This window comes from Actinomycetota bacterium (assembly GCA_014360655.1).
Classification (GTDB): Bacteria; Actinomycetota; Geothermincolia; order Geothermincolales; family RBG-13-55-18; genus JACIXC01.
In genome coordinates this window covers 13,661-38,472 of record JACIXC010000017.1, presented here as the reverse complement: position 1 = coordinate 38,472, position 24,812 = coordinate 13,661, and the positions used below count along the sequence as shown (strand labels likewise).

At 65.5% G+C, this 24,812-nt stretch carries 21 protein-coding genes; 8 read left to right on the top strand and 13 right to left on the bottom strand.

Annotated elements, in window-relative coordinates; all coding sequences use genetic code 11:
• Positions 1–27 precede the first annotated feature (27 nt).
• The 3 genes from H5T73_11000 (at position 28) to H5T73_10990 (ending at position 2,816) form a co-directional block, all read left to right on the top strand.
• The gene (locus H5T73_11000) at positions 28–861 is read left to right on the top strand and encodes an ABC transporter ATP-binding protein (GenBank protein MBC7248288.1); all 834 of its coding nucleotides are present in this window, start codon (positions 28–30) and stop codon (positions 859–861) included.
• Positions 862–978: 117 nt separating this feature from the next.
• Positions 979–1,770, top strand: a complete 792-nt coding sequence (locus tag H5T73_10995; GenBank protein ID MBC7248287.1) for an ABC transporter permease — start codon at positions 979–981, stop codon at positions 1,768–1,770.
• A gap of 281 nt (positions 1,771–2,051) precedes the next feature.
• The gene (locus tag H5T73_10990) at positions 2,052–2,816 is read left to right on the top strand and encodes an acetoacetate decarboxylase family protein (GenBank protein MBC7248286.1); all 765 of its coding nucleotides are present in this window, start codon (positions 2,052–2,054) and stop codon (positions 2,814–2,816) included.
• 571 nt (positions 2,817–3,387) lie between these two features.
• Here H5T73_10990 and H5T73_10985 read toward each other — a convergent pair.
• The 4 genes from H5T73_10985 to H5T73_10970 are packed head-to-tail and all read right to left on the bottom strand — an operon-like array spanning position 3,388 to position 6,707.
• On the bottom strand, positions 3,388–3,831 hold the full coding sequence (locus H5T73_10985; GenBank protein MBC7248285.1) for a Zn-ribbon domain-containing OB-fold protein: 444 nt from the start codon (positions 3,829–3,831) through the stop codon (positions 3,388–3,390).
• A 13-nt stretch (positions 3,832–3,844) separates the two neighbouring features.
• Positions 3,845–5,083 carry a hypothetical protein gene (locus tag H5T73_10980; protein MBC7248284.1) on the bottom strand — a complete coding sequence of 413 codons (1,239 nt, stop codon included), beginning with the start codon at positions 5,081–5,083 and terminating at the stop codon, positions 3,845–3,847.
• Positions 5,084–5,089: 6 nt separating this feature from the next.
• Positions 5,090–6,235 (bottom strand): thiolase family protein, encoded by a 1,146-nt coding sequence (locus H5T73_10975; GenBank protein MBC7248283.1) that lies wholly within the window; start codon positions 6,233–6,235, stop codon positions 5,090–5,092.
• 13 nt (positions 6,236–6,248) lie between these two features.
• A complete protein-coding gene (locus H5T73_10970; protein ID MBC7248282.1) occupies positions 6,249–6,707 on the bottom strand; it encodes a Zn-ribbon domain-containing OB-fold protein in 459 nt (152 codons plus the stop codon).
• Positions 6,708–7,139: 432 nt separating this feature from the next.
• On the opposite strand from H5T73_10970, the gene H5T73_10965 reads away from it, so the two are divergent.
• Positions 7,140–8,474, top strand: a complete 1,335-nt coding sequence (locus H5T73_10965; protein ID MBC7248281.1) for an alpha/beta hydrolase — start codon at positions 7,140–7,142, stop codon at positions 8,472–8,474.
• Positions 8,475–8,564: 90 nt separating this feature from the next.
• Here the strand turns inward: H5T73_10965 and H5T73_10960 are convergent, their stop codons facing one another.
• The 3 genes from H5T73_10960 to H5T73_10950 form a co-directional block, all read right to left on the bottom strand.
• On the bottom strand, positions 8,565–9,314 hold the full coding sequence (locus H5T73_10960; protein MBC7248280.1) for a class I SAM-dependent methyltransferase: 750 nt from the start codon (positions 9,312–9,314) through the stop codon (positions 8,565–8,567).
• An 8-nt stretch (positions 9,315–9,322) separates the two neighbouring features.
• Positions 9,323–10,429, bottom strand: a complete 1,107-nt coding sequence (locus tag H5T73_10955; GenBank protein MBC7248279.1) for a DUF362 domain-containing protein — start codon at positions 10,427–10,429, stop codon at positions 9,323–9,325.
• Positions 10,430–10,583: 154 nt separating this feature from the next.
• Complete coding sequence (locus H5T73_10950; GenBank protein MBC7248278.1) at positions 10,584–11,384, bottom strand: C_GCAxxG_C_C family protein; 801 nt, start codon at positions 11,382–11,384, stop codon at positions 10,584–10,586.
• A 418-nt stretch (positions 11,385–11,802) separates the two neighbouring features.
• Between H5T73_10950 and H5T73_10945 the strand changes: the two genes are divergently transcribed.
• Both H5T73_10945 and H5T73_10940 read left to right on the top strand, forming a co-directional pair.
• Positions 11,803–13,743, top strand: a complete 1,941-nt coding sequence (locus tag H5T73_10945; GenBank protein MBC7248277.1) for a HAMP domain-containing protein — start codon at positions 11,803–11,805, stop codon at positions 13,741–13,743.
• Between the two features lie 242 nt (positions 13,744–13,985).
• Entirely contained in the window at positions 13,986–14,795 is an 810-nt protein-coding gene (locus tag H5T73_10940) for an enoyl-CoA hydratase/isomerase family protein (protein ID MBC7248276.1), read from the top strand.
• A gap of 295 nt (positions 14,796–15,090) precedes the next feature.
• Here the strand turns inward: H5T73_10940 and H5T73_10935 are convergent, their stop codons facing one another.
• The 5 genes from H5T73_10935 to H5T73_10915 all read right to left on the bottom strand — a co-directional run bounded on the left by H5T73_10935 (position 15,091) and on the right by H5T73_10915 (position 20,650).
• The gene (locus H5T73_10935; protein ID MBC7248275.1) at positions 15,091–16,296 is read right to left on the bottom strand and encodes an acetyl-CoA acetyltransferase; all 1,206 of its coding nucleotides are present in this window, start codon (positions 16,294–16,296) and stop codon (positions 15,091–15,093) included.
• Position 16,297: 1 nt separating this feature from the next.
• Positions 16,298–17,755, bottom strand: a complete 1,458-nt coding sequence (locus H5T73_10930; protein MBC7248274.1) for an OB-fold domain-containing protein — start codon at positions 17,753–17,755, stop codon at positions 16,298–16,300.
• A gap of 73 nt (positions 17,756–17,828) precedes the next feature.
• Positions 17,829–18,080 carry a hypothetical protein gene (locus H5T73_10925; protein ID MBC7248273.1) on the bottom strand — a complete coding sequence of 84 codons (252 nt, stop codon included), beginning with the start codon at positions 18,078–18,080 and terminating at the stop codon, positions 17,829–17,831.
• 243 nt (positions 18,081–18,323) lie between these two features.
• Positions 18,324–19,796 (bottom strand): radical SAM protein, encoded by a 1,473-nt coding sequence (locus H5T73_10920; protein ID MBC7248272.1) that lies wholly within the window; start codon positions 19,794–19,796, stop codon positions 18,324–18,326.
• A 338-nt stretch (positions 19,797–20,134) separates the two neighbouring features.
• On the bottom strand, positions 20,135–20,650 hold the full coding sequence (locus H5T73_10915; protein MBC7248271.1) for a ferritin: 516 nt from the start codon (positions 20,648–20,650) through the stop codon (positions 20,135–20,137).
• A gap of 441 nt (positions 20,651–21,091) precedes the next feature.
• Here H5T73_10915 and H5T73_10910 point away from each other — a divergent pair, with 441 nt between their 5' ends.
• A complete protein-coding gene (locus H5T73_10910; protein ID MBC7248270.1) occupies positions 21,092–21,583 on the top strand; it encodes a rubrerythrin family protein in 492 nt (163 codons plus the stop codon).
• Between the two features lie 342 nt (positions 21,584–21,925).
• Entirely contained in the window at positions 21,926–23,704 is a 1,779-nt protein-coding gene (locus H5T73_10905; protein ID MBC7248269.1) for a hypothetical protein, read from the top strand.
• Between the two features lie 180 nt (positions 23,705–23,884).
• On the opposite strand, the gene H5T73_10900 is transcribed toward H5T73_10905, so the two are convergent.
• On the bottom strand, positions 23,885–24,664 hold the full coding sequence (locus H5T73_10900) for a crotonase/enoyl-CoA hydratase family protein (protein ID MBC7248268.1): 780 nt from the start codon (positions 24,662–24,664) through the stop codon (positions 23,885–23,887).
• Positions 24,665–24,812 lie beyond the last annotated feature (148 nt).

The following is a 24,812-nucleotide window of genomic DNA, read 5'->3' as shown; positions in this document are numbered from 1 at the left end:
TGGCGGCTGCGACACGAGAGGGAGGACGTGAGCGGGAAGGCCCTTGAGGCGGTCGACCTGGTGAAGGACTACCCGCGCCCCGGGGCGGGCATGCGCTCCCTCTTGTTGCCGGCCTGGAAAAGGGGCGTGGTGCGCGCCCTGGACGGGGTGAGCTTCGCCGTCGAGAGGGGGACGGTCTGCGGCCTTCTGGGAAGCAACGGCGCCGGGAAGACCACCTTCATCAGGATCGCCGCGGGCCTGCTCCTCCCCACCTCGGGGTCCGTGCTGGTATGGGGAAAGGACGCGGGCGGAGGGGGGACGCAGACCAGGGGCAGGCTGGGCATGGCCATCGGCGAGGAGCGCAGTTTCTACTGGAGGCTCACCGGCAGGCAGAACCTGGAATTCTTCGCCTCGCTGCACGGGATGGGCGCGCGCGCCACCGCCGAGCGCACGCGCGAGCTGGCGGAGCTGTTGGGGCTGGATGAGGTCCTCGACGTGCCCTTCTCCGATCACTCCGCGGGCATGCGCCAGAGGATGGCGCTGGCCCGCGCCCTCCTGCACGACCCGGACCTCCTGCTGCTCGACGAGCCGACACGCTCTCTCTCCCCCGAGGCCGCCCTGCCCCTTCAGTGCTTCATAAGGGAGGAGCTGGCGGGAAGGAGGGGCAAGACGGTGCTCCTCGCCACCCAGGACATGCGCGAGGCGGAAAGGCTCTGCCGGGACGTGGTCCTCCTGCACCGGGGACATGTCCTCTTCGCCGGTCCTCTCTCCCGGCTCCTGGAGGAGGGACGGAGGGAGTTGGGCGCGGACGCCGCCCTGGAAGACATCTTTATCCATAAAATGGAAATAGAGGAGGAAGGTTACAGGAGGGGCTATGCGTGATCCCGGACCGGCCGCTGCAGGCAGAGGCGGTTTCTATCCCCGCCTTTTAAGTGTGCCGCGGCCTGCCCGCGCCATGCGGCCCGCCCACTCCGTCTCCGATCACGGGGAGGCCGGGCCATGAGAAAGGCTCTCGCCTTCCTCAAGCGCGACTTCCTCATCGAGATCAGCTACCGCTTTAACTTCTTCCTCTCCCTGGCGGGGCTTGTCGTGACCATATCCGTGTTCTACTTCCTGGGCAAGATCGTCGACCCGGAAACGGTGCGGGATTCCGCCGGCGACTACTTCTCCTTCGCGCTGGTGGGGATGGCCATGGCCATGTACCTGCGCGCCGGCCTGGGCTCCTTCGCCGAGAGCGTGCGCGAGGAGCAGATGATGGGGACCCTTGAAGCCATGCTCGCCACGCCCACATCCCTCACCACCATCGTCCTCTCCTCCTCACTTTGGCGTTTCGTCTTCACCTCGCTTTCGGTCTTCGCCTTCCTGCTCGTGGGGGCGGCCTTCGGTGTGAGCTACGCGGGCGCCAACGTTGTAGCGGCCCTCATCCTGCTTGCCCTCACCGTCGCCGCCTATGCCGCCCTGGGGATAATCTCCGCCAGCTTCATCATAGTCTTCAAGCGCGGCGACCCTGTGAACTGGGTCGTGAGCAGCCTCTCCATCCTTCTGGGAGGTGTCTTCTATCCTCTCTCCGTCCTGCCCGGATGGCTGCAGGCCCTGGCGCGCCTTCTGCCCATTACCTGGTCACTTGAGGGGATACGGGGAGCGCTGCTGCGTGCCCAGGGTTACGCGGCCCTCGCCGACGACTTGCTGGCCCTGGCCCTCATCGACCTGGTGCTCCTTCCCCTGGGACTTCTTCTCTTCCGCCTGGCAGTAAACCACGCCCGCAGGGTCGGCAGTCTCATGAAGTACTGATCCCTTCCCGGATACGATCCCGCCCCGCAAACGATCCCTCCCGGACACTCCGGTTTACGCCGCAAACGAAACGGGGAAGAAAAATATATTATCGTCGGTCACGCCCAAGGTCGTTCTCCCGGGTACACAAGCGCCCAGGTACGGACACGCACACGACTGAGGCCGGGAACGACCGGGTCGGTCGCAGCGAGCCTGCGAGCGAGACCGTTACCCTGAGGCCCGGCCGTCGGAAGAAGGACGGATACGCAGGGACACGGCGCGAACAGGGGAAAGGAGGAGCGATGGAGGGAGATATCTTCGGGCACGTTGCGCAGCGCGAGGTGGAGATAACCGGAGGCACCTGCGCAGTCCCCATCATCTACCGTGACGTCTTTGCGGCGGCGGGCATCTTCGCCGCCCCCACCCCGCAACTGCGCGGGCTTCTCCCCACCTCCAAGCTGGTGCCGGCCGAGGTCTTTCCCGGAAAGGGCCTGCTGGCGGTCATGGCCTTCGACTACCGGGACACCAGCATCGGGCCCTACAGGGAGCTGGCCGTCGCCGTCCCGGTCCGCTACCGGCCCCGCCTTAACCCGCCCCTGTTGCCGGCCATGCGCATGGCGGTCTCCTTCTCCTACGAGGCCTTCGTATGGCAGCTCCCGGTGACCACTGAGACCGCCCTGCACGCGGGCATCGACATCTGGGGTTATCCCAAGTTCCTCGCCGACATAACCTTCGACGAGGACGAGGAGCACGTCACCTGCGCGCTGGTTGAGAACGGGGAACATATACTCACCCTGCGGGTAAAAAAATCGCTACCCAGGATGAAGACCTACTTCGACCTCAACACCTATTCGGTTAAGGGTGACGACTTGCTCTACACCTCCGTGAAGGGGATCTCCAGCTCCCTGGGGAGGAGCTTCCGTCCCGGTACCGCCTCCCTTATCCTCGGCGAACACCCTGTCTCCCGCACCTTGCGCGACATCGCCCCCGGCAGGAGTATCCAGAGCATGTACATCCCGCGCGCCCAGGTCCTCCTTCCCGAAGCGGATAAGCGCCTCCCTCTGTAAGCACCCTACCGCCTATGGATGGTGAGCCCGTACATGTCGGCACTTGGCCGCTGAAGGAAGTACGGATACGCACCCAGCAAGGCCGGGAACGACCGGGTCGGTCGCAGCGAGCCTTTACTGGACCACCCACCCGGGCCGGGTCCGGGGTCGGGCGAGCGACATCGCAAGCGGCCTTCATATTCCCACCCAACTAGCCCGGGGAACTACAGGGTCGGTCGCAGCGAGGACGCCTTTCCCAAGGCCTCGGATCTACGAGAAAGGAACGCGGCGCCGAGCGAGACCGTTACCCTGAGGCCCCGGGCCGGAAGAAGCACATATACGCAACCACCAAGCCCGGGGAACTACAGGGTCGGTCGCAGCGAGGACGCCTTTCCCAAGGCCTCGGATCTACGAGAAAGGAACGCGGCGCCGAGCGAGACCGTTACCCTGAGGCCCCGGGCCGGAAGAAGGGAAAGGGGAAGGTGAAGGGAGGGGGCGTAGCCTCCTCCCTCGACACCCATCGCTCTCCTCCCTGCCCCCCCGTGCCGGATCACCCATTCCGGGTCAACCGTGCCGGAATCCCCGCGCCGGGTCACTCGGGGACGAAACTCCGCATGTCCTGGAGTGAGCCCGTCCTCTCCTCGCTCCACTTGACCTTGACCCGCATACCGATGTGCACTTCCTCGGGCTTCATCTCCTGGCCCACGCCCATGATCCAGGTGTCGCTCCCGTCCAGCTTGACCATGAGGGAGACGTTCGGCACTTCGAGGGGATTGCCGCGCACGTCCGCGTATCCGATGGTGTAGCTCATCACTTCACCGTGATCGCTGACCTCCGCCGGCTCTTCGACGGGCACGTGGCACTTGCGGCAGTAGAAGTTGGCCGGGAGGTAAACGGTACCGCACCGGCCGCACCGGGAGCCCACCAGCCTGGCCTCCTTCATCGCCTCCAGCATGCGCTTAAGGCCGCTTCCCTCGATGCGGAACCTGAACGTGGAGAGGTCCCACGTGGCGTTGACGATCCTGGTCTCTTCCATCCCCCTCACCTCCTCATAGCTTCTTGGGCTTGTCCGCCAGGATGGTGATGGTCACGTACTGCATGAGGCCTCCCCAGCCGTGGGCCAGGGCCTTGTGCACCTCCTTCTCCACCTGGTGCTCGCCCGCCCTCCCCATGATCTGCAGGGCGCACTCCGTCACCCGGTTCATGGCCGAGGTCCCGATGGCGTTGGTGCTCACCACACCGCCGGAGGCGTTCACCGGCAGGCGGCCGCTCATCTCCAGCTCCCCCTTCTCCAGGAGCCTGTGGGCCTCCCCCACCTCGCACATACCGACTTTTTCCAGGAACATGAGGGTCTGGTGGGCGAAGCCGTTGTAGATCTCCACGTAGTCTATCTCCTTCTTGGGATCCTCTATGCCGGCCCTCTCATAGGCCTGTCGCGAGGCGATGACCGCCGGCATCTGCTCCGCGGGATCGGTGATGATGCCCTCGATGAGGTTCCCGGTGGTGGCGTCGCTGCAGCAGTTGGACACCGCCCATACCCAGGCCGCCCTGTCCACCAGCTTGGCCGCCTTCTCCTCCGAGGCCAGGATGCACACGGTGGCCCCGTCGGAGGTGGGACAGATATGTCCGAAGCGGATGGGGTAGGATATCAGTTGTGTCTGGGCGATCTTCTCCGCCGTGGCCTCGGGGTCCTTGAGGTGGGCGTAGGGGTTCTTGGCGGCGTTGCGCCTCTCCATGGCGGCGACGGCGTCGATGTGCTCGATACCCGCACCGGAGTGCGCCAGGTAGGAGGAAGCCTGGTAGGAGATGCCGCCCGCGCTGCCGCCCCCGATGGCCCCCATGCCGCTCTGGCCGCTTACGTCGATGCCCATGGCCAGCATGGCCATGATCTCCGGGGTGATGATGCCCATGAGGCCCACCTGCGAATCGCCCTCCGACTGCTTCTCGTAGGTGACCACCATGACCACGTCGTGCAGCCCGGAGGCGATGTGGTAGTATCCCGCGTGGAACGCGGACATGCCCGTGGTCCCGCCGGTGGCGATGCGCATCACCGGCTTTCCCAGGGAGGCGATGTAATCCGCCGACCAGAGGTGGGGCAGGTTCACCCCCTCGAAGGTCTGCATGTTCCCGAATACCACGGCATCGATGTCCGTGGGGGTGAGGCCGGAATCCTTAAAGGCGTTCTCCACCGCCTCGGAGATCATCTCCGGGATGCACACGTCCCGCCGCTTGCTCACGAAGACGGGGGTGTACCCGATGCCCACGATCGCCACGTTACGCATCTCCATCACCTCCTATACCCCCAGGACGAGGACGGCGTTCTGCTGGGCGCATATGCCGTCCTGACCGTGCGCCACGGCGACCTCCGCCTTTCCCACCTGGTTATCTCCGGCCTCACCGCGCAGCTGCCGTACCGCCTCGGCCACGCGCATGAGCCCCGTGGCGCAGATGGGATGGCCGCCCAGGGCGCCCCCGGAGGGGTTGAGGGGGAGCTTGCCCGAGATGCCCGTGTCCCCGGAGCGGTAGGCCTCTTCCGCCTTGCCCTCCTCCAGGAGTCCCATGGCCTCCGCCAGCAGGGGCTCCTGGTGGGCGAAGAGAGCCGAGATCTCCGCCAGGTCCACTTCTGCCCTCGGGTTCTTGATTCCCGCCATGGAGTACGCCCTTTCCGCCGCCTGGGAGGTGGAGCGCGACACCGCGAGGTCGCGTTCGCCGATGTAGAACGTCTCGATGCTCTGTCCCATGCCCAGGATCCACACCGGCTTGTCGGTCAGTTCCCGGGCCCGTTCCGCGGAAGCGAGGAGCATGGCGCACCCCCCGTCGGTGGGCGGGTAGCAGTGCAGCTCCCGCAGGGGTTCGTAATAATGGGCCGAGGCGGCTACCTTCTCCCTGTCCACGCCGGAGAGGCGCCTGGCCTGGAAGGGGTCGCGGGCGGCGTTGGCCAGGGCCTGTGCCGCCACCTCGTCCAGGAGCTCTTCGCCGTAACCGTACTTCGCCAGGTAGGCGCGGGCCTGCAGGGCGGCGCCGCTGAGCTCGTTGAGCAGCTTCACCTGGCGGTCATAGTGGGCGCTCAGGGTGTAATCGATGTGCAGGTAGGGGCTGACCTGGCTTCCGGTGAGCCCCAGCGCCACCACCATGGCCGTGCGGTATTGCCCCGAGAGGATGCGCATGCACGCGTACATCAAAGCGTTTACGCCGTCCATCTCGACCTTGCTCTCGTCCCGCATGTAGGCCCCGGCGGGCCCGTCCAGGAAGACGTTGGAGATGGTGCGCCCGTCCAGGAAATCGTTGGAGTCGATGATGGTGGTGTCCACGTCGAGGCGGTCGATGCCCAGGTCGTCGAAGAGACCCCGGGTGAGCTCGAAGACGAGGCGCTCGCGCGTGGTCACCAGGTCCGGGGCGCTCATCACGCGGAAACCCACGATGGCTACCTTCCTGTCCATGCCCTCACCCCCCTCAGGCCGGCGTGAAATGGTCGAGGTCGCCGTAGTCCCCCTCGACCTCGTCCTTCCAGACCGCCTTCACCCGCAACCCCGGCCGCGCCTCCGCGGGATCGAGCCCTTCCACCCTGGCCAGGAGGAGGGAGGCGTTCCCATCCAGCCGGATGAGGCCCAGCAGGTAGGGGGCCTCCGCCGGCTTCAGCGCGCCCTTCTCCAGGACCACGTGCCCCACGGTGAAGTTTTCCAGCGTCCCCTCCTGCGGAAGCTCCACGAACTCCTCCATGACCTTGTTGCACACCCCGCAGTACTTGCGCGGCGGGACGGCGATCTTTTTGCACCCCGGGCACCTGGAACCCAGTATCTTCTTCTCCTTGAAACCCTCCAGGTAACGCGTCATGTAGGGGCCGATGCGGTAATTGTAGGTGAAGTCCATGGGGACCACGGGCGTGATGAAGGTCTCCTCTGCTGCACCCATATCTCCTCCTTTCTCAAGGGACAATCCGCCGCCGACTGTTCACATTAGCGGGATTTCTGCCGAGCAATGACATCCTATAACTTTCGCGCGGGATTGTAAATATCTTAACTATAGCTCGCTACTTTATATATAAATAAGCAACGTGCTTGCGTTGTACTCTTGCGCGCATCGTGCCCGCTTGCGCCTCTTGCTTGCCAACGCCATGGGTAATCCTCCAGCGTACACGGGGCTTCCCACCTGCCCGGCGCGTGATGCATCGCCTAGCTCGCCCACCGGGACACCTTGTCCTCTGCGCGATGGGCCACTATATTAAGGTAGGGGTTTATGTTCACCACCTCGCGCCCGGCTTCTGCCGACGCCGCGGTTGGGGGATGGCACCCGACGGAAAAACGATTGAAAACGCGAGGCTATCGGCATCTTGGGGGGATCACCATGAAGAAGAGCGCACTGAACATCACCGCTTTTCTCGTCGTCGCCTTCCTGCTCGCCCTGTCCGCCGCCCCGCCTTCCCTGGCGGGCGCAACGCAGGAAAGCGACCGTTACACGGCGCGTACCGCCGACGGGGTGGACCTGGCCCTGAAACGCTACCGCCCGGACCCGCAGGCGCCTTTCCGCAAGGGGAGGCAGCCCGTCATCCTCATGCCCGGGCTTCTCAGCAACATGAACGAGTTCGACGTGTGCACCCCGCCGGGCGAGAGATACAACGTTAAGCTGCCCTCCACCCTCGCTCCCTGGGCGCAGGGCGACCCGTACATCGCGCGCGACCCCATGCGCTATTACAGCCTCGCCCACTACCTCTGGAACCAGGGTTACGACGTGTGGCTGGTCAACTACCGCGGCGAGGGCAAGGGGTCTTACGTCAGCGGCGGCATGGGGGGTTATTCCATCGACGACCTGGGCGTGTACGACGTGCCGGCCGCCGTGGAGAAGGTCTACGAGGTGACCAGGAGGCACCCCGTCTACATCGGCCACAGTATGGGATCGAGTATGGCCTACATCTTCCTGCAGGGCGCCAGATACGAGGACGCACCCGACCCGCACGTGGTCTCCGACCCCGCCCTGGTGAGGGAGCGTAACGCCGGCCGCGGCAGACAGTCACTGAAGGGGCTGGTGGTGCTGGACGGGCCCATGGGCACGACGGGCGTGAACGCCGCCTTCGACCCCGTCATCTTCCAGGTGCTGCGCGATCGCTGGTATCTCAACCTGAGGTGGCTCAACCCCATACTCGACATGTTCGCGAACAACACGTACCAGTTGTACAGGGTCCTGTGGTTCTTCTGCCAGCTGCTCAACTGGCCGGACCTCGGGTTCCTGAACCTGCTGCTCTCCACGAACCCCAACAACATCCACTCGGAGGTGAACCGCTACTTCCTGAAATACGCCGTGGACGGCATGAGCACCCGCACCGTGGCGCAGTTCTCCTCCGCCTACGCCACGAAGAGGTTCCGCGAGGACTGGTACAACGGGGTGGACGATTCCACGGTGCCGGTTCCCCCCGCACCCGCCCCCGGGGACGGCTATTATTACTACAGCGACCACCTGGGACTCATCTCGCTGCCCGCCCTGGTCATCGCGGACAACACGGTGGACATCACCCATCCCGACGACATCAAGAACTTCTACCTCGGCAAGGCCCGGCACCGGCTGGACTCCTTCCTGCGCTTCCCAAACACCGCCCACGTGGACCTCGTGGCGGGGCTCAACGGCCCCACGGAGGTCTTCCCTGCCATCGGCGACTGGCTGAAGAAACTCTGCGCACGCTGGTAAATGAAGTGAACTCAGGCGGTTAAGACCCTGGGGACATCGAGAAAAAGCGGGCATGCCCCGCAGGTGCGGGCGACACGCGTTTGCGCGCTATCAGGCCGCCGCCTGTTCCTTCTGCGCCAGCACCGCCAGCGAGGCCCCTCCCCGCAGGTCGAAACGGGAGATGAGGCGCGCCTCCAGCGCGAGGAGCGCGCGGAGCAGCCCCTGCGTGGCCGGGAAGACGGTATCCATGCCCCAGGTGTATTTCCCCTTGCCCTCGACGATGTTGCCCCGCCGCATGTAGTAGCGGACCAGCGGGTGCACGAGCACGGTGTACGAGGTCAGGCGCAGGGGACGGAAACCGCTGCGCCGCAGCAGCTCCCGCGCCTCATCCAGGGTGTAGCGGCGCAGATGGCCGGCCAGGCAGTCGAAATCGCTGTAGAGACCCGGCCTCGCCGGAAGCGTGACCAGGAGGTGCCCTCCCGGTCTGAGCACCCTTGCCAGTTCCCGGAAGGCCGGGAGGTCGAGCCGCAGGTGCTCGATGACGTCCAGGCAGGTCACGAGGTCGAAGGAGCCGTCCTCGTAGGGGAGTTCGTATATGCTGGCCTCCCGCACCGGCGCCGCGCCCCGCAGGCGGCAGAAGCGCACCGCCTCCTCGGAATAGTCGCACCCTTCCACCACGCCGTAGCGGGCGAGGAAGGGGAAGTTGCCGCCCGTGCCGCAGCCCACGTCGAGGATGCGGGTCTCATCGGGCAGGTCCAGCCGGTCGAGGAGGGCGCCGAGGACCTTGCGCCTTCCCACGAACCACCAGTGCTCGTCCTCCTTCTCGTAGATGACGGCGTACGCCTTCTTGGTCAGCTTCATCTTCTCTCCTATGCCCGGGAGAGGGCCCCGCGGGGACATGCCTCCGCGCAGCAGAAACAGGCTATGCAGAGGGAGGTGTCGATGGCGGGCAGGTCGTCGGACATGGTGACCGCCTCCACCGGGCATGCCTTCACGCAGATGCGGCACCCGTCGCACCTGGCCCTGTCCAGCCTCACCTCGCCGAAGCGCCCGCTGAGGGTGCGGCCCAGCAGGCGGTCCAGGGGCCTGCGCAGGAAATCGTAGATCTTCAGGAAGACGCCGCTGATCATGAAGCGGTTGAGGTCCGGGTGCGCGGGGAGCTCGAAGGGCCGTCGCACATCCTCGATGCCGTCTCCCAGCACCTCGAAACCGTCCAGGCGGCCGAGGCCCCTGTCCGCTGCCAGGCGTATGTGGGCCACCTCCCGCGGGTCCAGGCCGATGATGCGGGCGCAGGCGGCGTCCACCTCCACCACGTTGTCCCCCGCCACGATGGCTCCCACCCTCACCGCTTTCCCGTTGGTGGGCCCCAGGCTCCCTTCCATGCCCACCAGGGCGTCAACCACCACCAGGCGCGACCTGATCACCGTGTTGAGGTCCACGATGCCCTGGTCCAGGCCGTTGATGTGGATGATGAGCTTGTCCTTGCCCGGCACCACTCCCTTGAGGTTCTTCAGCCCCAGAGAGACCACCGTCTGGAGGTGGGTCTTGAGCACGGGCATGTTGATGATGCCGTCGCACTCCAGGACGGGTTTGGCCACCACCTCCTGCTTCACCGCCACCCCGTGGGGGATGCGTATCTCCACCCTCTCCTGGCTGTCCAGGTCGAGGAGGGGGAAGCCGTAGCGCTCCCGGAAATCCCCGTAACCGGCGCGGGGGAAGACGCGCGAGGAGCGGAAGGGATGGATGGGGCTCTCTCCCACCACCACCTCGGCCCCCGCCGCCGCTGCCAGGCGGCACACCTCGGCCACCAGCTCCGGGTCGGTGACCGTCCCCGTCTCGCTGCCCTTTGCCGCGCATATGTTGGGTTTTACCATTATCCTCTCTCCGGGGGAAACGAACCTCTCCATCCCCCCCAGGAGGTCCAGGGCTTTCTTCACCTCTGCGGGTCCGGCGGCCTTTATGATGGCTACGGCCATCTTTCCTCCTTATCCTCCGTTTCCTGCCCTATCGCTCCCCGCCGGCGCGAGATCCGCCTGCCTTCCGGCGCTTCGTTGCTCCCGTTTCGTTCTTCTCCAACCCTTACGGGCCGCGCCCGTACGGGCCCCGCTCGTCCGAACGCTCGCACCCTCGTCACCCTTCCCCCACGTCCCTCAATGCCTCCACGGCCTTTTCCCGGCACCACTCCTTCACCTCGGCGCAGCGCGGGGACGCTGCAACGAAGGCCTCCAGCTCCACCCCGCTCGCGAAGGAACGCCCCGTCAGATCCCTGCACTCCAGCGATGCGAACCTGCGGCGGAATTCCCGCACCAGCGGGTTGGCCACCGCCCAGAGCTCACGCTCCCCCTTTCCCGTGTACAGGTTGAAGTGTCCGCGCAGGAAGGCGCGCACCGTGCCGGCTATCCCCTCTTCTTTCGGGTCTATTCCCCAGACCGCGCCCAGGGGCAGGAGAGCCCCAGCCAGGGCGCCACACAGGCCCCCGGAAAGCCCGATCCCCCCGTCGAACGATATGGATAAAATTTCCAGATAAAGGCTCCCTGTCCCGGTCGCCTCGCGTATGCCCCGCAGGACGTCGGCCGCGCAGCACCCGGCCGCCCTACCGGCGGGTTCCGCCCCCTCCACCCGTGACGCATCTCCCGCTCCCTCGCCCTCCGGCAGGGGCCGGTTGACCATCTCGATGAGCTTCATGACCGCCTTTCCCACGTGTGCCACGCAGCGGGTGAAGACCTTGCCGGTGAGGATGTAATCCAGGAAGCCGGCGACCCTGGTGAGATCCACGCCGCAACGCTCCCGGCACAGCGTGCTGCCGAAATTCTCCTCGAACCACAGGGCGTATTCGCGCATGCGGCCGTAGAGCGCTTCCTTCCTGGCGGCGTCGCCCTCCAGCAGGTCGGCCAGGTGCCCCAGGGCCAGGGCCATGCAACCCCCGGACACCACCCCGCAGGTGGAACCCTCGCTCGCCGCTCCCCCCTCCAGGGGGCAGGCGGCCTTGACGGCGCTCCTGTCCGCGAACCCCAGGTACCCTACCAGGGTACCGAAAGTGGCCTGGTTTCAGTTCAGGTAGCGGATGAGGCGCACCTGTGCCAGCGTGGCTATCCACCGGTTCACCAGCTCGTCCATCCTACGTTCTTCTCCTTCTCTCCAATCGCCCTCCCCGCATAAATGCGGGAACACGAAAAGCAAAGTTATTATATCCAATGCGTTCCCCGGCGTTAATGAAACTCCTTTCCCTGTGCCTCCCGGTCCCTGGTGGCCCCGTCATAAAGAAAATCCTGCCCGCGTCCGAAATAAGCTTATGAACAACGTTGGCATGCCGAGCGCATGAATTTTCGCGAAGCAGCAAGGGAAAGGCATGGCCGAAAGCGCAAGCGATAAGAAAACCTCGCGGGGATTGCGGCGCAAGAGGAGCCGCACCCTCTACCAGGTAACCCTTCTCTTGGTCGCCGTCTTCGTGCTCTCCGGGCTGGCGACCTATTTCATATACAGCGGCTCGCACGGCCGCCTGCTGAGCAAGAACAAGGACAAGCTGCTCCAGATGCACGTGGACACGGTGCGCGGGAACGCGGACTTCGCCATCGACTTCCTCGTCCGCCTGGGCCGGGACAAGCTGGAGAGCATGGACCTGCCTTCGTTGCTCGAGGCCTCCGCGCGCGGCGAGGCCACCGCGGGGCAGCAGTACCTGGAAAAGATGCTGGACATCTTGGTCGAAGCCGACTTCTCTGGTCTGCAGGGCGCCGTGCTGGTGGTGCCCCCATCGGCATCCAACCCCCGGGCAGTGGTGGTGGCGGCGAGCGGTTCGCTGGACCTCCCCGAGCTGCCGGCGGAGCTCCTGGGCGAGGCCGGGGCGGGCGATACCTACTTCTGGACGGACGAGGCGTTCAGAAGGGACTCCGACGGGCGCAACCTGGTCGTCACCAAGGAAGTGGACCTCAACGGAAAGGGGCTCGCGGCGCGCTTCATCGCTGCGAAACCCATGGATACAGAGATCGCCGCCATCGAGCGTTTCTGCGACGACAAGCGGGGCGACGGGAACGTGAACCTGGCCCTGCTGAGCGTCATCGGCATCGTGGTCATGTCGTTCCTGGCCTACCTCTTCATGAGCTTCCTGGTCCGTCGCAGGATAACCGGCCCCATAGAGGAGCTGCAGCGCGCGGCGAGCGAGGTCATGTCCGGCGACCTCGACGTGCAGGTGCCCCTGCGCCGCGGCGAGGAGTTCACCGGGCTCAAGCTGGCCTTCAACACCATGGTCACCAACCTCAAGGTGATGCTGCTCCTGCCCCTCGCGGAGGAGGACTCCCGCCACCTCGATGAGCTTGCCGCAAAGCCCGGCGCGGGCGCCGTCCCGGGCGGGAAGGCGCGGGAGAGCGACAGGGCGGCCGGAGGGAGATGGCGCACGCTGCTCCTGATAACGGTCTTTCTCGTCGTGGCGTTCGTCGCCTACGGTTTCGCCGGCTTCGCGATCTTCAACCACTGGCAGAACGGCCTCGTCAGCGAGGGCACCGACGAGATGATCCGCGGCATCTCCGCGTATTTCGTGAACGAGTCCGACTTCATCCGGCACACGCTGGACCCGGTCATCACCGAGAAGCTGGTCCGGGAGGGGATGCGGGAGCTATCACTCGAGGAGCAATACTCGCTCATCGTGAACAAGCAGTTCTCCGATTACCAGCGCTTCTACAACCAGTTCTGCGCCGACCTGGTGGAGCGCAGCGCGCTGGGTCTGGACGCGGTCTTCGTGATACTCTCCGGCATGGGCATCCCGGGAGGGTCCACGGTCGTGGTCTCCAACGACGAGTCCATGATCTACGAGTGGCCGGTCCCTTCCTACCTGCTCGAGGCCATAGACGACGAGACGCCATACCTCTACCTCGAAGACGGCGTCCCGGAACTGGGGCTGGAGGGCGAGCACATCATCTTCGTCGAGGTCTTCTCCTACGCCCAGCTCACGCAGGCATACGTGGGGGTGAAGTCGATACGGGCGGAGGTGGGCGAGATAAGGGATTTTTACGAGGGCGAGCGGAAGGCGGTCTCCGCACGCTACATACCCACCGTCGCCGTCTCCCTGGTCGCCCTGGTGCTCCTCTCCCTGCTGGTCCTCGGCTTCCTGCTGCGGCGCAACATCACGCGGCCGGTGGAGGAGCTCTCCGAGGCGGCCGGCCGCGTCATGCAGGGCGACCTGGATGTGGATATCGCGGTGCGCGAGGGAGAGGACCTCGCGGGGCTGCAGCGTGCCTTACGGGAGATGGTGGAGAGCCTCCGCAGGCTGATCTCCCGCTCCGTTGAGGGTGATTGACGATAAAGCCCATTGCTCGTCCATGACGGACCCTCCTTCCCTCCATGACGGATCTCCTCGTATCTCAGGGCGGGCGTTCATCATCGTCGTCCCCCAGGTGCCCGTGTTGCCCGACGCCGCGGGAACCCGGCACGGCACCGACCTTGTCGAATCCCACTCGGTGCCGTAGCATCGTCCCTGGGTGAGGATCACGGGAAGGATGGTATATCTCTGCTGTCCATGTCCTTTCCCGTGGAGCAGGAATGGAGGTGGAGGCAGTGTCATATCGAAACCTGGTGGTGGAGCGAAGGGGTCACGTGGCCGTCGTCACCCTCAACCGCCCGGAAAGCGGGAACGCCCTCAGCGTGGAGATGATGCGGGAGCTGGAGAACGCCGCCCTCTCCTTCCGGGAGGACACGGAGACCCGGGTGGTGGTCTTCACCGGGGCGGGCAGGCACTTCTGCGTGGGTATCGACCTGAGGGACCCGGAACACGCGGAATCCGTGACGGCCCCGCTCCTCCTCCGCCAGCGCCTCTTCCACCTTGGTCCTCGCATGATCCGCGCCCTGCGGGGAATGGACCAGGTGACCATCGCCGCCGTGAACGGGGCGGCCACGGGAGGCGGCGCCTGCGTCGCTTCCGCGCTGGATCTCCGGATGGGAGCCGCCGACTGCCGGGTAGGATACCCGGAGAGCAGCCTGGCCATCCCCCTGAGCTGGGTGAGCCTCCCCCTGTGCGTCCACCTGGTAGGCCCTTCCAGGGCCAAGCGCTGGCTCATGTCGGGGGAGAGGCTGGGCGCGGAGGTCCTCCTGCGATGGGGCTTCCTGGACGAGGTGGCGCCCGCGGACGAGCTCCTGGAGAGGGCGCTGGAGATGGCCGAGTCCTATGCCCGCCGGGCCCCGGTGGCCGTGCAGATGATCAAGCGCAGCGTGAACGCCCTGGTGGGCGCCCTGGACGAGGCGGTCATGCACATGGACAGCGACCAGGTCCTCCTGGCGGAGACCACCCGCGACTTTCGGGAAGCGGTGCAAGCCTTCCTGGAGAAAAGGGAGCCGGAATTCCGGGGCGAGTGAGTCTCGGCTCTGGGGCGAAGCACGCCTCGGTGGAATCATCTACCATGTCACGGGTTATCCCTTGCCGGGGCGCGGGGAACGGCCCCCAGGCGCCGCCCGACAGGGTCGCCTTAACAGTACGGGACCGACGGCAAGGCGTTGGATGTATGCCCGGAAACGAAAGCCTGCCGCGCTCCCTGAGCGGCCTCCGGAAGGAGGGGGAGGCCCGGACCAACCCCTTGGTCTCGGCCGGTCCGGGCTGAGTGCTCCCCCGTACGACCGGGTCATCAAAGCCGCAGGTTATCCAGGCCCCGGTTCAGTCCACGCCGAAGATGGCAACCGAGCAGACGTTCTGGGTGGGCACGCCGCCCAGGTTGTGGGTGAGCCCGAACCTGGGGTTCTTCACCGCCCGGTCCTCCGGCCAGCGCCCCAGGAGCTGGTTGTAAACCTCGAAGATCATGCGGAGCCCCGAGGCGCCGATGGGATGCCCGAAGCACTTCAGGCCCCCGTCGGGCTGACACGGTATCTGCCCGTCCAGGTCGAAGAAACCGTTCAGGATATCCTCGGGCGCCCCGCCCGGAGCCGAGATACCAAGGTCTTCCATGGTCACCAGCTCGGTTATGGAGAAGCAGTCGTGCACCTCCATCATGGATATCTCCTCGCGGGGGTTCTTGATGCCGGCTTCCTTGTAGGCCCTGCTCGAGGCGGTCCGGGTGGTGATGATGCTCGCGCCGTCCCAGCGGTTGAACATGGCCTCCTCGCCCGAGCTCACCGAGATCTGCAGGGCCTTGACTTTGACCAGGGGGTCGTTGGGCTTGAGCTTCTTGGCCACCGCCGGGGTGCAGACGATGGCCGCCGCGGACCCGTCGCTCACCCCGCAGCAGTCGAAGAGGCCCAGCGGGTAGGCCACCATGGGAGCGCCCATGATCTGCTCCTTGCTGACCTCCCGCCTCAGGTGCGCGCGGGGGTTCTTGGCACCGTTCTTGTGGCTCTTCCAGGAGACGTGGGTGATGGCCTCCTTCAGCCTCTCCATGGGTATCTTGTGCTTTGCCGCGTAAGCCGTGGCCAGCTGCGCGAACATGCCGGGGGCGGTGGCGTTGGGCCCCAGCATCACCACCTCCTGTCCGAAGGCGGGGCTGTCGGGGAGGCCCCCGTACCCGGTGTCCTTGAGCTTCTCCACCCCGATGGCCAGCGCTATCTCGCAGGCACCGGAGGCCACGGCGTAGGCGGCTCCCCGGAAGGCCTCCGTCCCCGAGGCGCAGAAGTTGTCAACGCGGGTGAAGGGGATGAAGGGCGTGTGCAGTGCCATGCTGGCATAGGTGGCGCCCTTGCCGATGTTCACCTCGTCGATGTGGATGCCCACCCAGGCCGCCTGGATGTCCCTCTTCTCGATGCCCGCGTCCTGCAGGGCTTCCGTGAAGGACTCCACCAGGAGGTCGTCCGAGCCGGCGTCCCAGCGCTCCCCGAACCTGGTGCAGCCCATGCCCAGGATGACTACCTTGTCCCTGATTCCCTTGGCCATCTCACTTCACCTCCCCCGTTGCCGGGACGGCTTTCCAGAAGTAGTTGGTGATGTCGCGCTTGGGGTCGTAGAACTTGATGCGGAAGCTGAATTCCACGGGCATGCCCACGGAGAGGTCCTCGACTGTGCAGTCTGTGAAGTCCATGAGCATGCGGCCGCCGCCGTTGAACTCCACGTTCCCGTAAACGGCCGGTGGGCTCACCGACGCGGCCAGCATGTCGCCGGTGTAGGTGAAGACCTTGCCCCCCTTGTCCGCCAGGTAGACGGGGTCCATCTCGTCCATGGCCTGGCAGTCGGGATTGATGCAGATGCGCTGCGCGGGGATCTGCTGCGTGCCGCACTTGCGGCACCTGCCGCCCCACAGCCCCAGGATGGTCTTGTGCTCGCGCCACACCAGGGACCAGCGCGTCTCCTTGTCCGTCTCGCCGCGTATGCCCGTCTCGGCCGGGGCCATGCCCCTCCATACCAGGTACTTCTGGTAGTTGTCCAGGTCGGCCCGCCTGGCCAGCCAGCGGGACACGCCTCGCCCGTCCTGCACCTTGGAGATGTTGTCCGTGACCTCGAACCAGAGAGCGTCGCATCCGCTTCCGTAACTTACCAGGAGGATCTTCTGCCCCGGCTGCGCGCTCTCCAGGGCCGCGGCCAGCATGAGCAGTGGATGGGCGCTGCCGGAATCCCCCACCGTGGCCAGCATGTCGTCCTGCACCTTCTCGGGCTCGGCCTGCAGAAGACCGTTTATCTTCTTGCGGGCGCCCCCGTAGATGCAGGGATAGACGATCTTGTCGAACTCCGCCGGGCTGATACCGTACTTCTCGCACAGGCCCTGCACCACCTGGGGGATGAACCTGGCGTAGCCCATGTCCCTTATCCAGCGCTCCTCCCACATGCGGTTGTACTTGGTGTTGGCGCCCCGCAGGTTGTCCACGAAATCGTGCGACACGGAGAAGCTGCCCTTGTACTCGGCTACTACGTCCCGGTCGGATACCATGACGGACGCTCCCGCGTCGCCGAAGACCATCTCCTGGGTGGAGGCCATCTTCCCCAGCCGGTTGTCGGCGGCGCACACCACCGCCTTGCCTCCGTTGCAGGACACGAACTCCAGGGCGGAGAGCAGGGCGCTGGTGCCCGCCTTGAGCGACCCCGCGAAGTCCGCCGTGCGGATCTCGTCCCGCGCTCCCAGGGCGCCCGCCACGATGTTGGCGTTCTGCCTCTCCCGGTAAGGGGCGGTGGTGGTGGCGAAGTACACGGCGTCGATGTCCGCGCGGTCCACCCCGCGCAGGCAGTCCATGCCGGCCGCTACCGCCATGGTGACGGAGTCCTCGTCGAAATTGGCGACGGCCTTCTCGCCCCGCGCGTTGGTGATGATCACCGGGTTCAGCCAGCCCATGCTCCCGAAGATGAGCATGCGGTTCAGCCGCCAGCGTGGGACGTAGCCGCCGAAGGAGCCGATGCCTACCATCTCTTTCCTCCCTTCCCTCTTGCCTTGCTGCCTGGAAAGAACGACTCGCGCCGCGCCAGACCCCGGCTTGCACTCACGCGAACATTATCTGTTGAAAGCCGGGGTGTCTTTTCTTCAGGGTTTCCGTTATCTCCCTGCGTTCCTCGGCGTCGTCGACGCGCTCCACCTGCGAGACCCAGAGACCCTCCTCGTTCCTGCGTCCCCGCAGGTCGACGACGTACCCGGGGACCATGATGAATCCCATCCCCGCTCCGCCGCAGCAGGAGGTGTCGGCGGCGGCCGCCTCCACCAGGTAGAGGACCTCGCGGCCCTTATATTGTAACACGGCCTCCTCGAGGACCATATAGTATCCAGCGATACTTCTTACTTCTTCCCCGATGGGCTGATGGACGTGTTCCGGCACCCCCCTTACTCACCTCCCCGCTCTCAGCGCTTCCTCTCGCCGCTTATTATACTATCCCTTCATGCTTTCCCTTCTGCCGCCGCCGTTTTCTCCCGCCCACCTCTGCCCTCCCGGCTTCCGCTCCTTTCTCCGCCCCTGCCCCCTTGCTTTCATGCCCTTCCGGACTCACGGGCTCCCGACCGCCGCCTTCCCGTCACGGCGGGGCCAGGCCAGCTTCTTCCCGCCGGGGCGCCCGTTCCTCAGGGCGCGGTGCAACCTTATCATGAAGCGGTGCGAATAGAGGACGGCCATGGCCACCAGCCAGAGGCATTCCTTGAGCGGCCGGTAGCCGCGGTAGATGAGGAAGGGGAACCATGCCCGCAGGAGAGCCACCCTCCACTTGGGAAAATCCGGCAGGCTGAGAGCCGGCTTCCTCCTCTCCAGGCTGGGGTCCGGTTCCTGCCGCAGCAGCCCCTGCTCGCGGCACCTCTCGTAGAGCTCGGTACCGGGATAGGGGAAGAACACGGCCAGCAGGAACCAGTCCGGCTGGCAGACCCTGTTTAGCCGCACCGTCTCCCGGAAATCCCGCGGCGTCTCCCCCGGCAACCCGATGAGGTTGTAGGTCCCCACCTGCAGACCGTGCTTGCGGGCCGTCCTCACCGTGCGCACGATGTCCTCGTTGGAATAGATGCGCTTGAGGACATCGCGGCGTATCCTCTCGCTCCCCGACTCCAGGCCGATGTTGACGAAGCGGAAGTTGCTCTCCGCGAAGGCCGCGAAAAGGTCCTCGTAATCGGCGTTGGGCGTCACCCTCAGGTTGGCCCCGAAGGCCAGGGGGACCTCCAGTCTCCCGTTCAGCTTCCTCAGCTCGTCGCAGAGCTCCAGGGCCCATTCCTGCTTCGCCCCGAGGGTCTCCACCTCCAGGTAGACCTCGGCGAAGTACGGGTTCTTCTCCTTCATGGCGACGAGCTCCTCCACGATGTTGCGCGGGCTGCGCACCCGCACATACCTGCCGGGCGCAGCCTTCCTGAAGGCGTGGTTGCAGCAGTAGGTGCACTGGAAGGGACAACCCCTTCCCACCAGCACCGAGGGGCGGGAGTGGGGGTCGGCGACCCACGGCTCCCACATCTCCCGGTCGGGGAAGGGGAGGGAGTCCAGGTCCTCGAGGAAAGGCCGTGGCGCGTTCTTCTCCACCTCGCCGTTCGGGCGCCTTATGTAGAGGTTGGGGATGTGGGAGGGCCAGCGCCCCGCCTCCAGCTGCTCCGCCAGCTCCAGTGCGGGATACTCTCCCTCGCCCACGCACACCGCGTCGAGCGGCGTTTCCTTCATGCAGCCGTCGGGATCGAGCGAGGCGTGCGCCCCTCCCAGGACGAGAAACAGCTCCGGGTGCTTCCTCTTCGTCTCCGCGATGACCCGCGAAAGGAAACGGTACTCGGCGTAAACGGAGGTGAAACAGACCATTGCGGGGTCGAAGGATTCTATGTATTCGTCCAGGAGATGGGGGGTCTCGCGGCATAGGACCACCAGGCCGGTGCGGTGCCCCTCGCCCTTCAGCACGGATGATATGTAGGAGATCCCGAACTGCACGCGTTCCTGGATCTGGAGGGGCTTTTCGGGCGAGAAGGCATCCTCCTCGGAGTGGACGAAAAGTACGTTCATTATGGCCTCGTGTCCCGGAAAGTCGCTTTCCTCACCTGCCGCGTGCCTTGCCGCGATGTGCGTCACCTGTTTCCCGCGGATGCGTCCTTCGACCCCTTATTTATACCAGCCCCGCACCCCTTCCGCCAGCCGGCCATTTATACCAGCCCATCACCCCTTCCGCCAGCCGGCCGAGGGGCTGTCTCCCGACCTTTTTATGACCTCGAGCGCCCACCGCGACGATACGGCATCTTTTCCGGAACGTGTCCCGATTCCGGCGTAGCGGCGGGTGGTCGTAAGACCAGCCACATGGAAGACCAGCCACATGGGGTTGTTGTGCCGTTCGCCGGCCCGAGCCCTCATTCCGCCGCGGCGGCGGGGGGCCGGAAGACCCTCTGGGCCAGCTCGCGGTCGAGCATCATGAGCGCGTGCCCTTCCTCCTTCACCATCTCCAGCTGGTCGAGGATCTTCTGCGGCGAGGCCACCTCCTCCACCTGCTCCTTCACGAACCAGTCCAGGAAGCTCGCCGTGGCGTGGTCCCTTTCCTCCAGGGCCAGGGTCATGAGGTCGTTGATGCGCCGTGTGACCAGCTTCTCGTGCTCCACCGTGGCTCGGAAGACCTCCGTCACCGAGGGGTACTCGTTCTCCATCTGGTCAAAGGCGCGGATCTCCGGCCTGCCTCCCGCGTCCGCGATGTAGTTGAAGAACATGATGGCGTGGGTCCTCTCCTCCTCCGCCTGGACCATCATCCAGTTCGCGAAGCCGTCCAGGCTGCGCGACTTGAAGTACCCGGCCATAGCCAGGTAGAGGAACTCGGAGTAGAATTCCCACTTCATCTGGTCGTTGAGCGCCTCCTGCATCCTCTCGGAAAGCATCTTGACTTCTCCTTTCTCTCCCCGGGCGGGCGTCGCCCGCATTCATGCCTGTGCAGCTATTCCTGTACCCTCACTCGTCCCCATGCCCTGTCCTTTTCCGAGCCCCTTTACTTGAGCCTCCTTTACTTTTATACCCTACGCTCCATGGCCGTAACATGAGGCGGCTCACCCGCGGGAACGCGGTGGCCGCGACCCGCGCGGGATCGCCCCACGGCTGAGGGCGAGGCGACGGCAGGCGTGAGGTGGGCTTACCCGTGCCCGGGGCGTGGGAAGCCGTCCGCCCCGGGGGTTCCGGTGTCGCGGGAAACGCCACCAAACGCCGTGAAACGTGCCTGACATGCATCATTTCCCCTGTCCGCGGGTATAAGATATTTACTACCGGCAGGAAAAACGCGGCGCAAACCGCATGAGGGCAGAGCAAGGAAAACGAGGAGGTATGACATGAGCACCCTGGACAACCTGAAGGAAGCCTTCGCCGGCGAGTCCCAGGCCAATCGCAAGTACCTGGCCTTCGCCAAGAAGGCGGACGAGGAGGGCTACGCCCAGGTGGCCAGGCTTTTCCGGGCCGCGGCGGAGGCGGAAACGGTGCACGCCCACGCCCACCTGCGGGTGATGGGGGGCATCGGGAGCACGGAGGAGAACCTGCGCCAGGCCATCGAGGGGGAGACGGCGGAGTTCCGCTCCATGTACCCCAGGATGATGGAGGAGGCCAAGGCGGAGGGGAACGACGCCGCCTACATGTCCTTCGCCAACGCCAACGCCGTGGAGGAGATACACGCCGGCCTCTACCGGAAGGCACTGGAGAACCTGGGCAAGAACGAGGAGGTGGATTACTTCGTCTGCCAGGTGTGCGGCAACACCGTGGAGGGGGAAGCCCCGGACAAGTGCCCCATCTGCGGCGCCCCCAAGAAGATGTTCAAGCTCGTTGAATGAGCCTTTGCCGTTGAACGAGCTTTCCGCGGTCGGTTCCGGGGCCCGGGCAACCGGGCCTCCCGTTCCCTTCATCCCTTGATGGACCGCTTTCTTGCCCCGCCTGCACTTTCGCATAGCACCCTTCGGACATATATGTGTTCAAGTTGAATCCTTTTCCGTTGTTTCCGGTACGGCCCAGGCCCTTGCCTCTCACGCTATTCCCACGCGGACGAGTCTTCGCCGTGTCCCCGCGATGGTTTACATTGATAGAGGGGCCGTGTCCAAGGATCCTCAGTCGCGTCGGCGGGATTTTCCACGGCTGCCACACCCGTTCAACCCGGTCGGAGAAGGAGGCGGGGTGGAATGGACTGGAAAACGCTGGTGGCCATACTGAGCATCTTCCTCGGGGGCGGAAGCGTCGCCACCGTGCTTCTCAACCATCTGCTCAAGACGAGGGAGAGGCTGCGCGAGGAGACCGTGGAGCTCTACGCGGGAGGGCTCCTGGATCGTATAAATGACGCCCTTACCCATATCTTCGACGAGGTCCGCCACGAACGCGGCACCCGCCTCGACCTGGATGGATACCTCCACGACGCCTTACGGGACCGCATGCGCGAGGTTTCCGGAATGGAAAGGCTCTCCGGCTTGCCCCACGGCTTCCACCGCCTGCCGCCAATCTGCTTCTCACTCCTGGAAAGGTACGCGGTGTGCCGCCTGGGCATGCGCGATCGCAGGCGCCGGGGTGAAGACGCCACGGACCTCGTGCTGGCCTGCCAGGAGATCGAGGACATGGTAGACCAGCTCCGCGGCATTCTCATGGACGCTTCCTCCAGGATCCGTTCCCTCGGCGCCTGGGGACCATGCGGCATGGCCTCCAGGCTCAGGAAAGACGGGACCCTCACCCGCCTGGGAACCCGCCTCCTGGAAATGGAGGAGTCCCTGGAGAGCCTGGAGGTCCGCGAGGCGGAGGGGGTGACGGCGCCCGTGGCCGCGAAAGTCGCGTGCCTCGTCGCGGAAAGCGAGAGGCTGCGGGCGGAGGGGATCAACCTGGTGGCCTCGGAGAACCGCCTCTCAATGGCGGCGCGCATGGCGCTCGCGAGCGACCTCTCCGGGCGCTACGTTGCCACGGGTTACGGTGGCTCCCGCTTCGCCGCCCAGGTGGTGGAGGCCACCGAGGAGCTGGCAAGAGAGGTCTTTGCGGCGGAGCACGCACTGATCTCACCGATCTCGGGCAACATGTGCGTGCTCGCCGTCCTCTTCGCCTTCACCTCCCCAGGTGATGCGGTGGCCACCATCCCCTTCTCCTCCGGCGGCTACCCCTTCGGGGTGGAGAAATTCCACCGCCGCCGCGTCTGGATCCCCACCGACAGCAACACCCTGGACGTGGACGTGGAGAAAACTGTCGAGGTCCTGGTGCGCGAGGGTGTCCGGGTCGCCTTCCTTGGCGCTTCCTTTCTCCTCTTCCCCCAGCCGGTGGCGGCGATAAGACGGGGGCTGGAGAAAACCGGCCACGGCTGCCTACTTGCCTACGACGCCTCCCATGTCCTGGGCCTTATAGCCTGCGGTGAGTTCCAGGACCCACTGAGGGAGGGAGCACACGTGCTCATGGGCAGCACCCATAAGACCATGTTCGGTCCCCAGGGAGGCGTCATCCTCGTCAACGACCGCGCCCTGGAGGTGACCCTGAGGAGGTTCCTGGAGCTGGATCTCGAGGAGGGGATCGCCCTGGTCGACAATCCCCACGTGAACCGCATCGCGGCGCTGGGAATCGCCCTGGAGGAATTGCTGGCGGACAGGGACTACGGTCGCCGCGTGGTGGAAAACGCCCGCTCCCTGGCGGCTTCCCTGCATGAAAGGGGGCTGCCGGTGCGCTTTTCCGAACGCGGTTTCACAGCTTCCCACCAGGTGCTATTGCATCTCGAGGGGAAGGAGGCCGCGAAGCTGTGCCGTTCACTGGAAGAAAAAGGGATCTTCATCGATGCCTGGGGCAGGCTGGGCACCGCCGAGGTCACTCACCTGGGCATGGGTCCCGGGGAGATGGATACCATCGCAAGGTGGATGGTCGACATATACCGGGGAAGAGCGAGAGACGACCTTTCCTCCGAGGTGAGGGAGCTGGCCGCCCGCTTCGCCCCCACCTGAACCCCTCCCCGGGGTTTCCCCCAGGTGAATCGCCTGCCACTTACGCCCCGATCGCCCTTCCCGGGACCCGGAAGAAGGCCCGGAGGCGTTCCCTTTCGCCCCCGCCATCCGTCTTCAGGCACCCGGAGGCCGAGGCAACGGAGCAGGGCGCATGGGAGGAAGCCGGGGGTTTCTTGCATTCTACTTGAACTCGCCGTGCTTGCCCTCGCCCCCGGAGAAGCGGGTCGCTCCCTCCACAGCCTCCCCGCTTTGCAGCGTCTGCATGCCCAGGCGGTACTCCATCTCCAGGCCGGCGGGGAACTCCAGGCCGATGCCCCGGTAGACGGCCAGGCGGTCGTTGCGCATGCAGACCTGCGGGAACGCGGCGAGCTCCGCGGCCAGCCTCTCCGCCTCCTCCCTCGCCTTCCCCCTGGGCACCACGCGGTTCACCAGCCCCATGGCCAGAGCCTCCTCCGCCCCCACCGGCCGGCCCGTCAGGATGAGGTCCAGGGCGCGGCTCATGCCGATGAGGCGGGGCAGGCGCTGCGTTCCCCCGTCGATGAGCGGCACCCCGAAGCGGCGCTCGAAGATGCCCAGCACCGCGTCCTCCTCCGCTACCCTGATGTCGCACCATATGGCCAGCTCCAGCCCGCCCGCCACCGCGTAACCGGAGATGGCGGCGATCACAGGCTTGGAGAGGAGCATGCGCGTGGGCCCCAGGGGTCCGTCTTCCGCCATGTCCTCGTTCAGGCGCAACGCTTCCTGGAGTGGATTCGCGGCCAGGGCCTTGAGGTCCGCGCCGGCGCAGAAGGTCCCCCCCGCGCCCCAGAGCACCGCCACGTAAGCGCTCTCGTCCGCCTCGAAGGAGCGGAAGGCGTCCGCCAGCTCCCGGGAAGTCCGGTAATCGATGGCGTTCTTGACCTCCGGGCGGTTGATGATCACCGTGAAGACCCTGCCGTTCTTTTCCACTTCCACCGCCATGGCCCACACCTCCCCGCTTTATCCTCTCCGTCCCTACAGGCACAGGAGCCAGGCACAGGGTTCAAGTCTCTTCTCGTGCCCGAACGTCCTGTCCGCATTTTCCAACACACGGGAACCGTCCACAAGCCGCCGCCGGGGGCAACGCCTG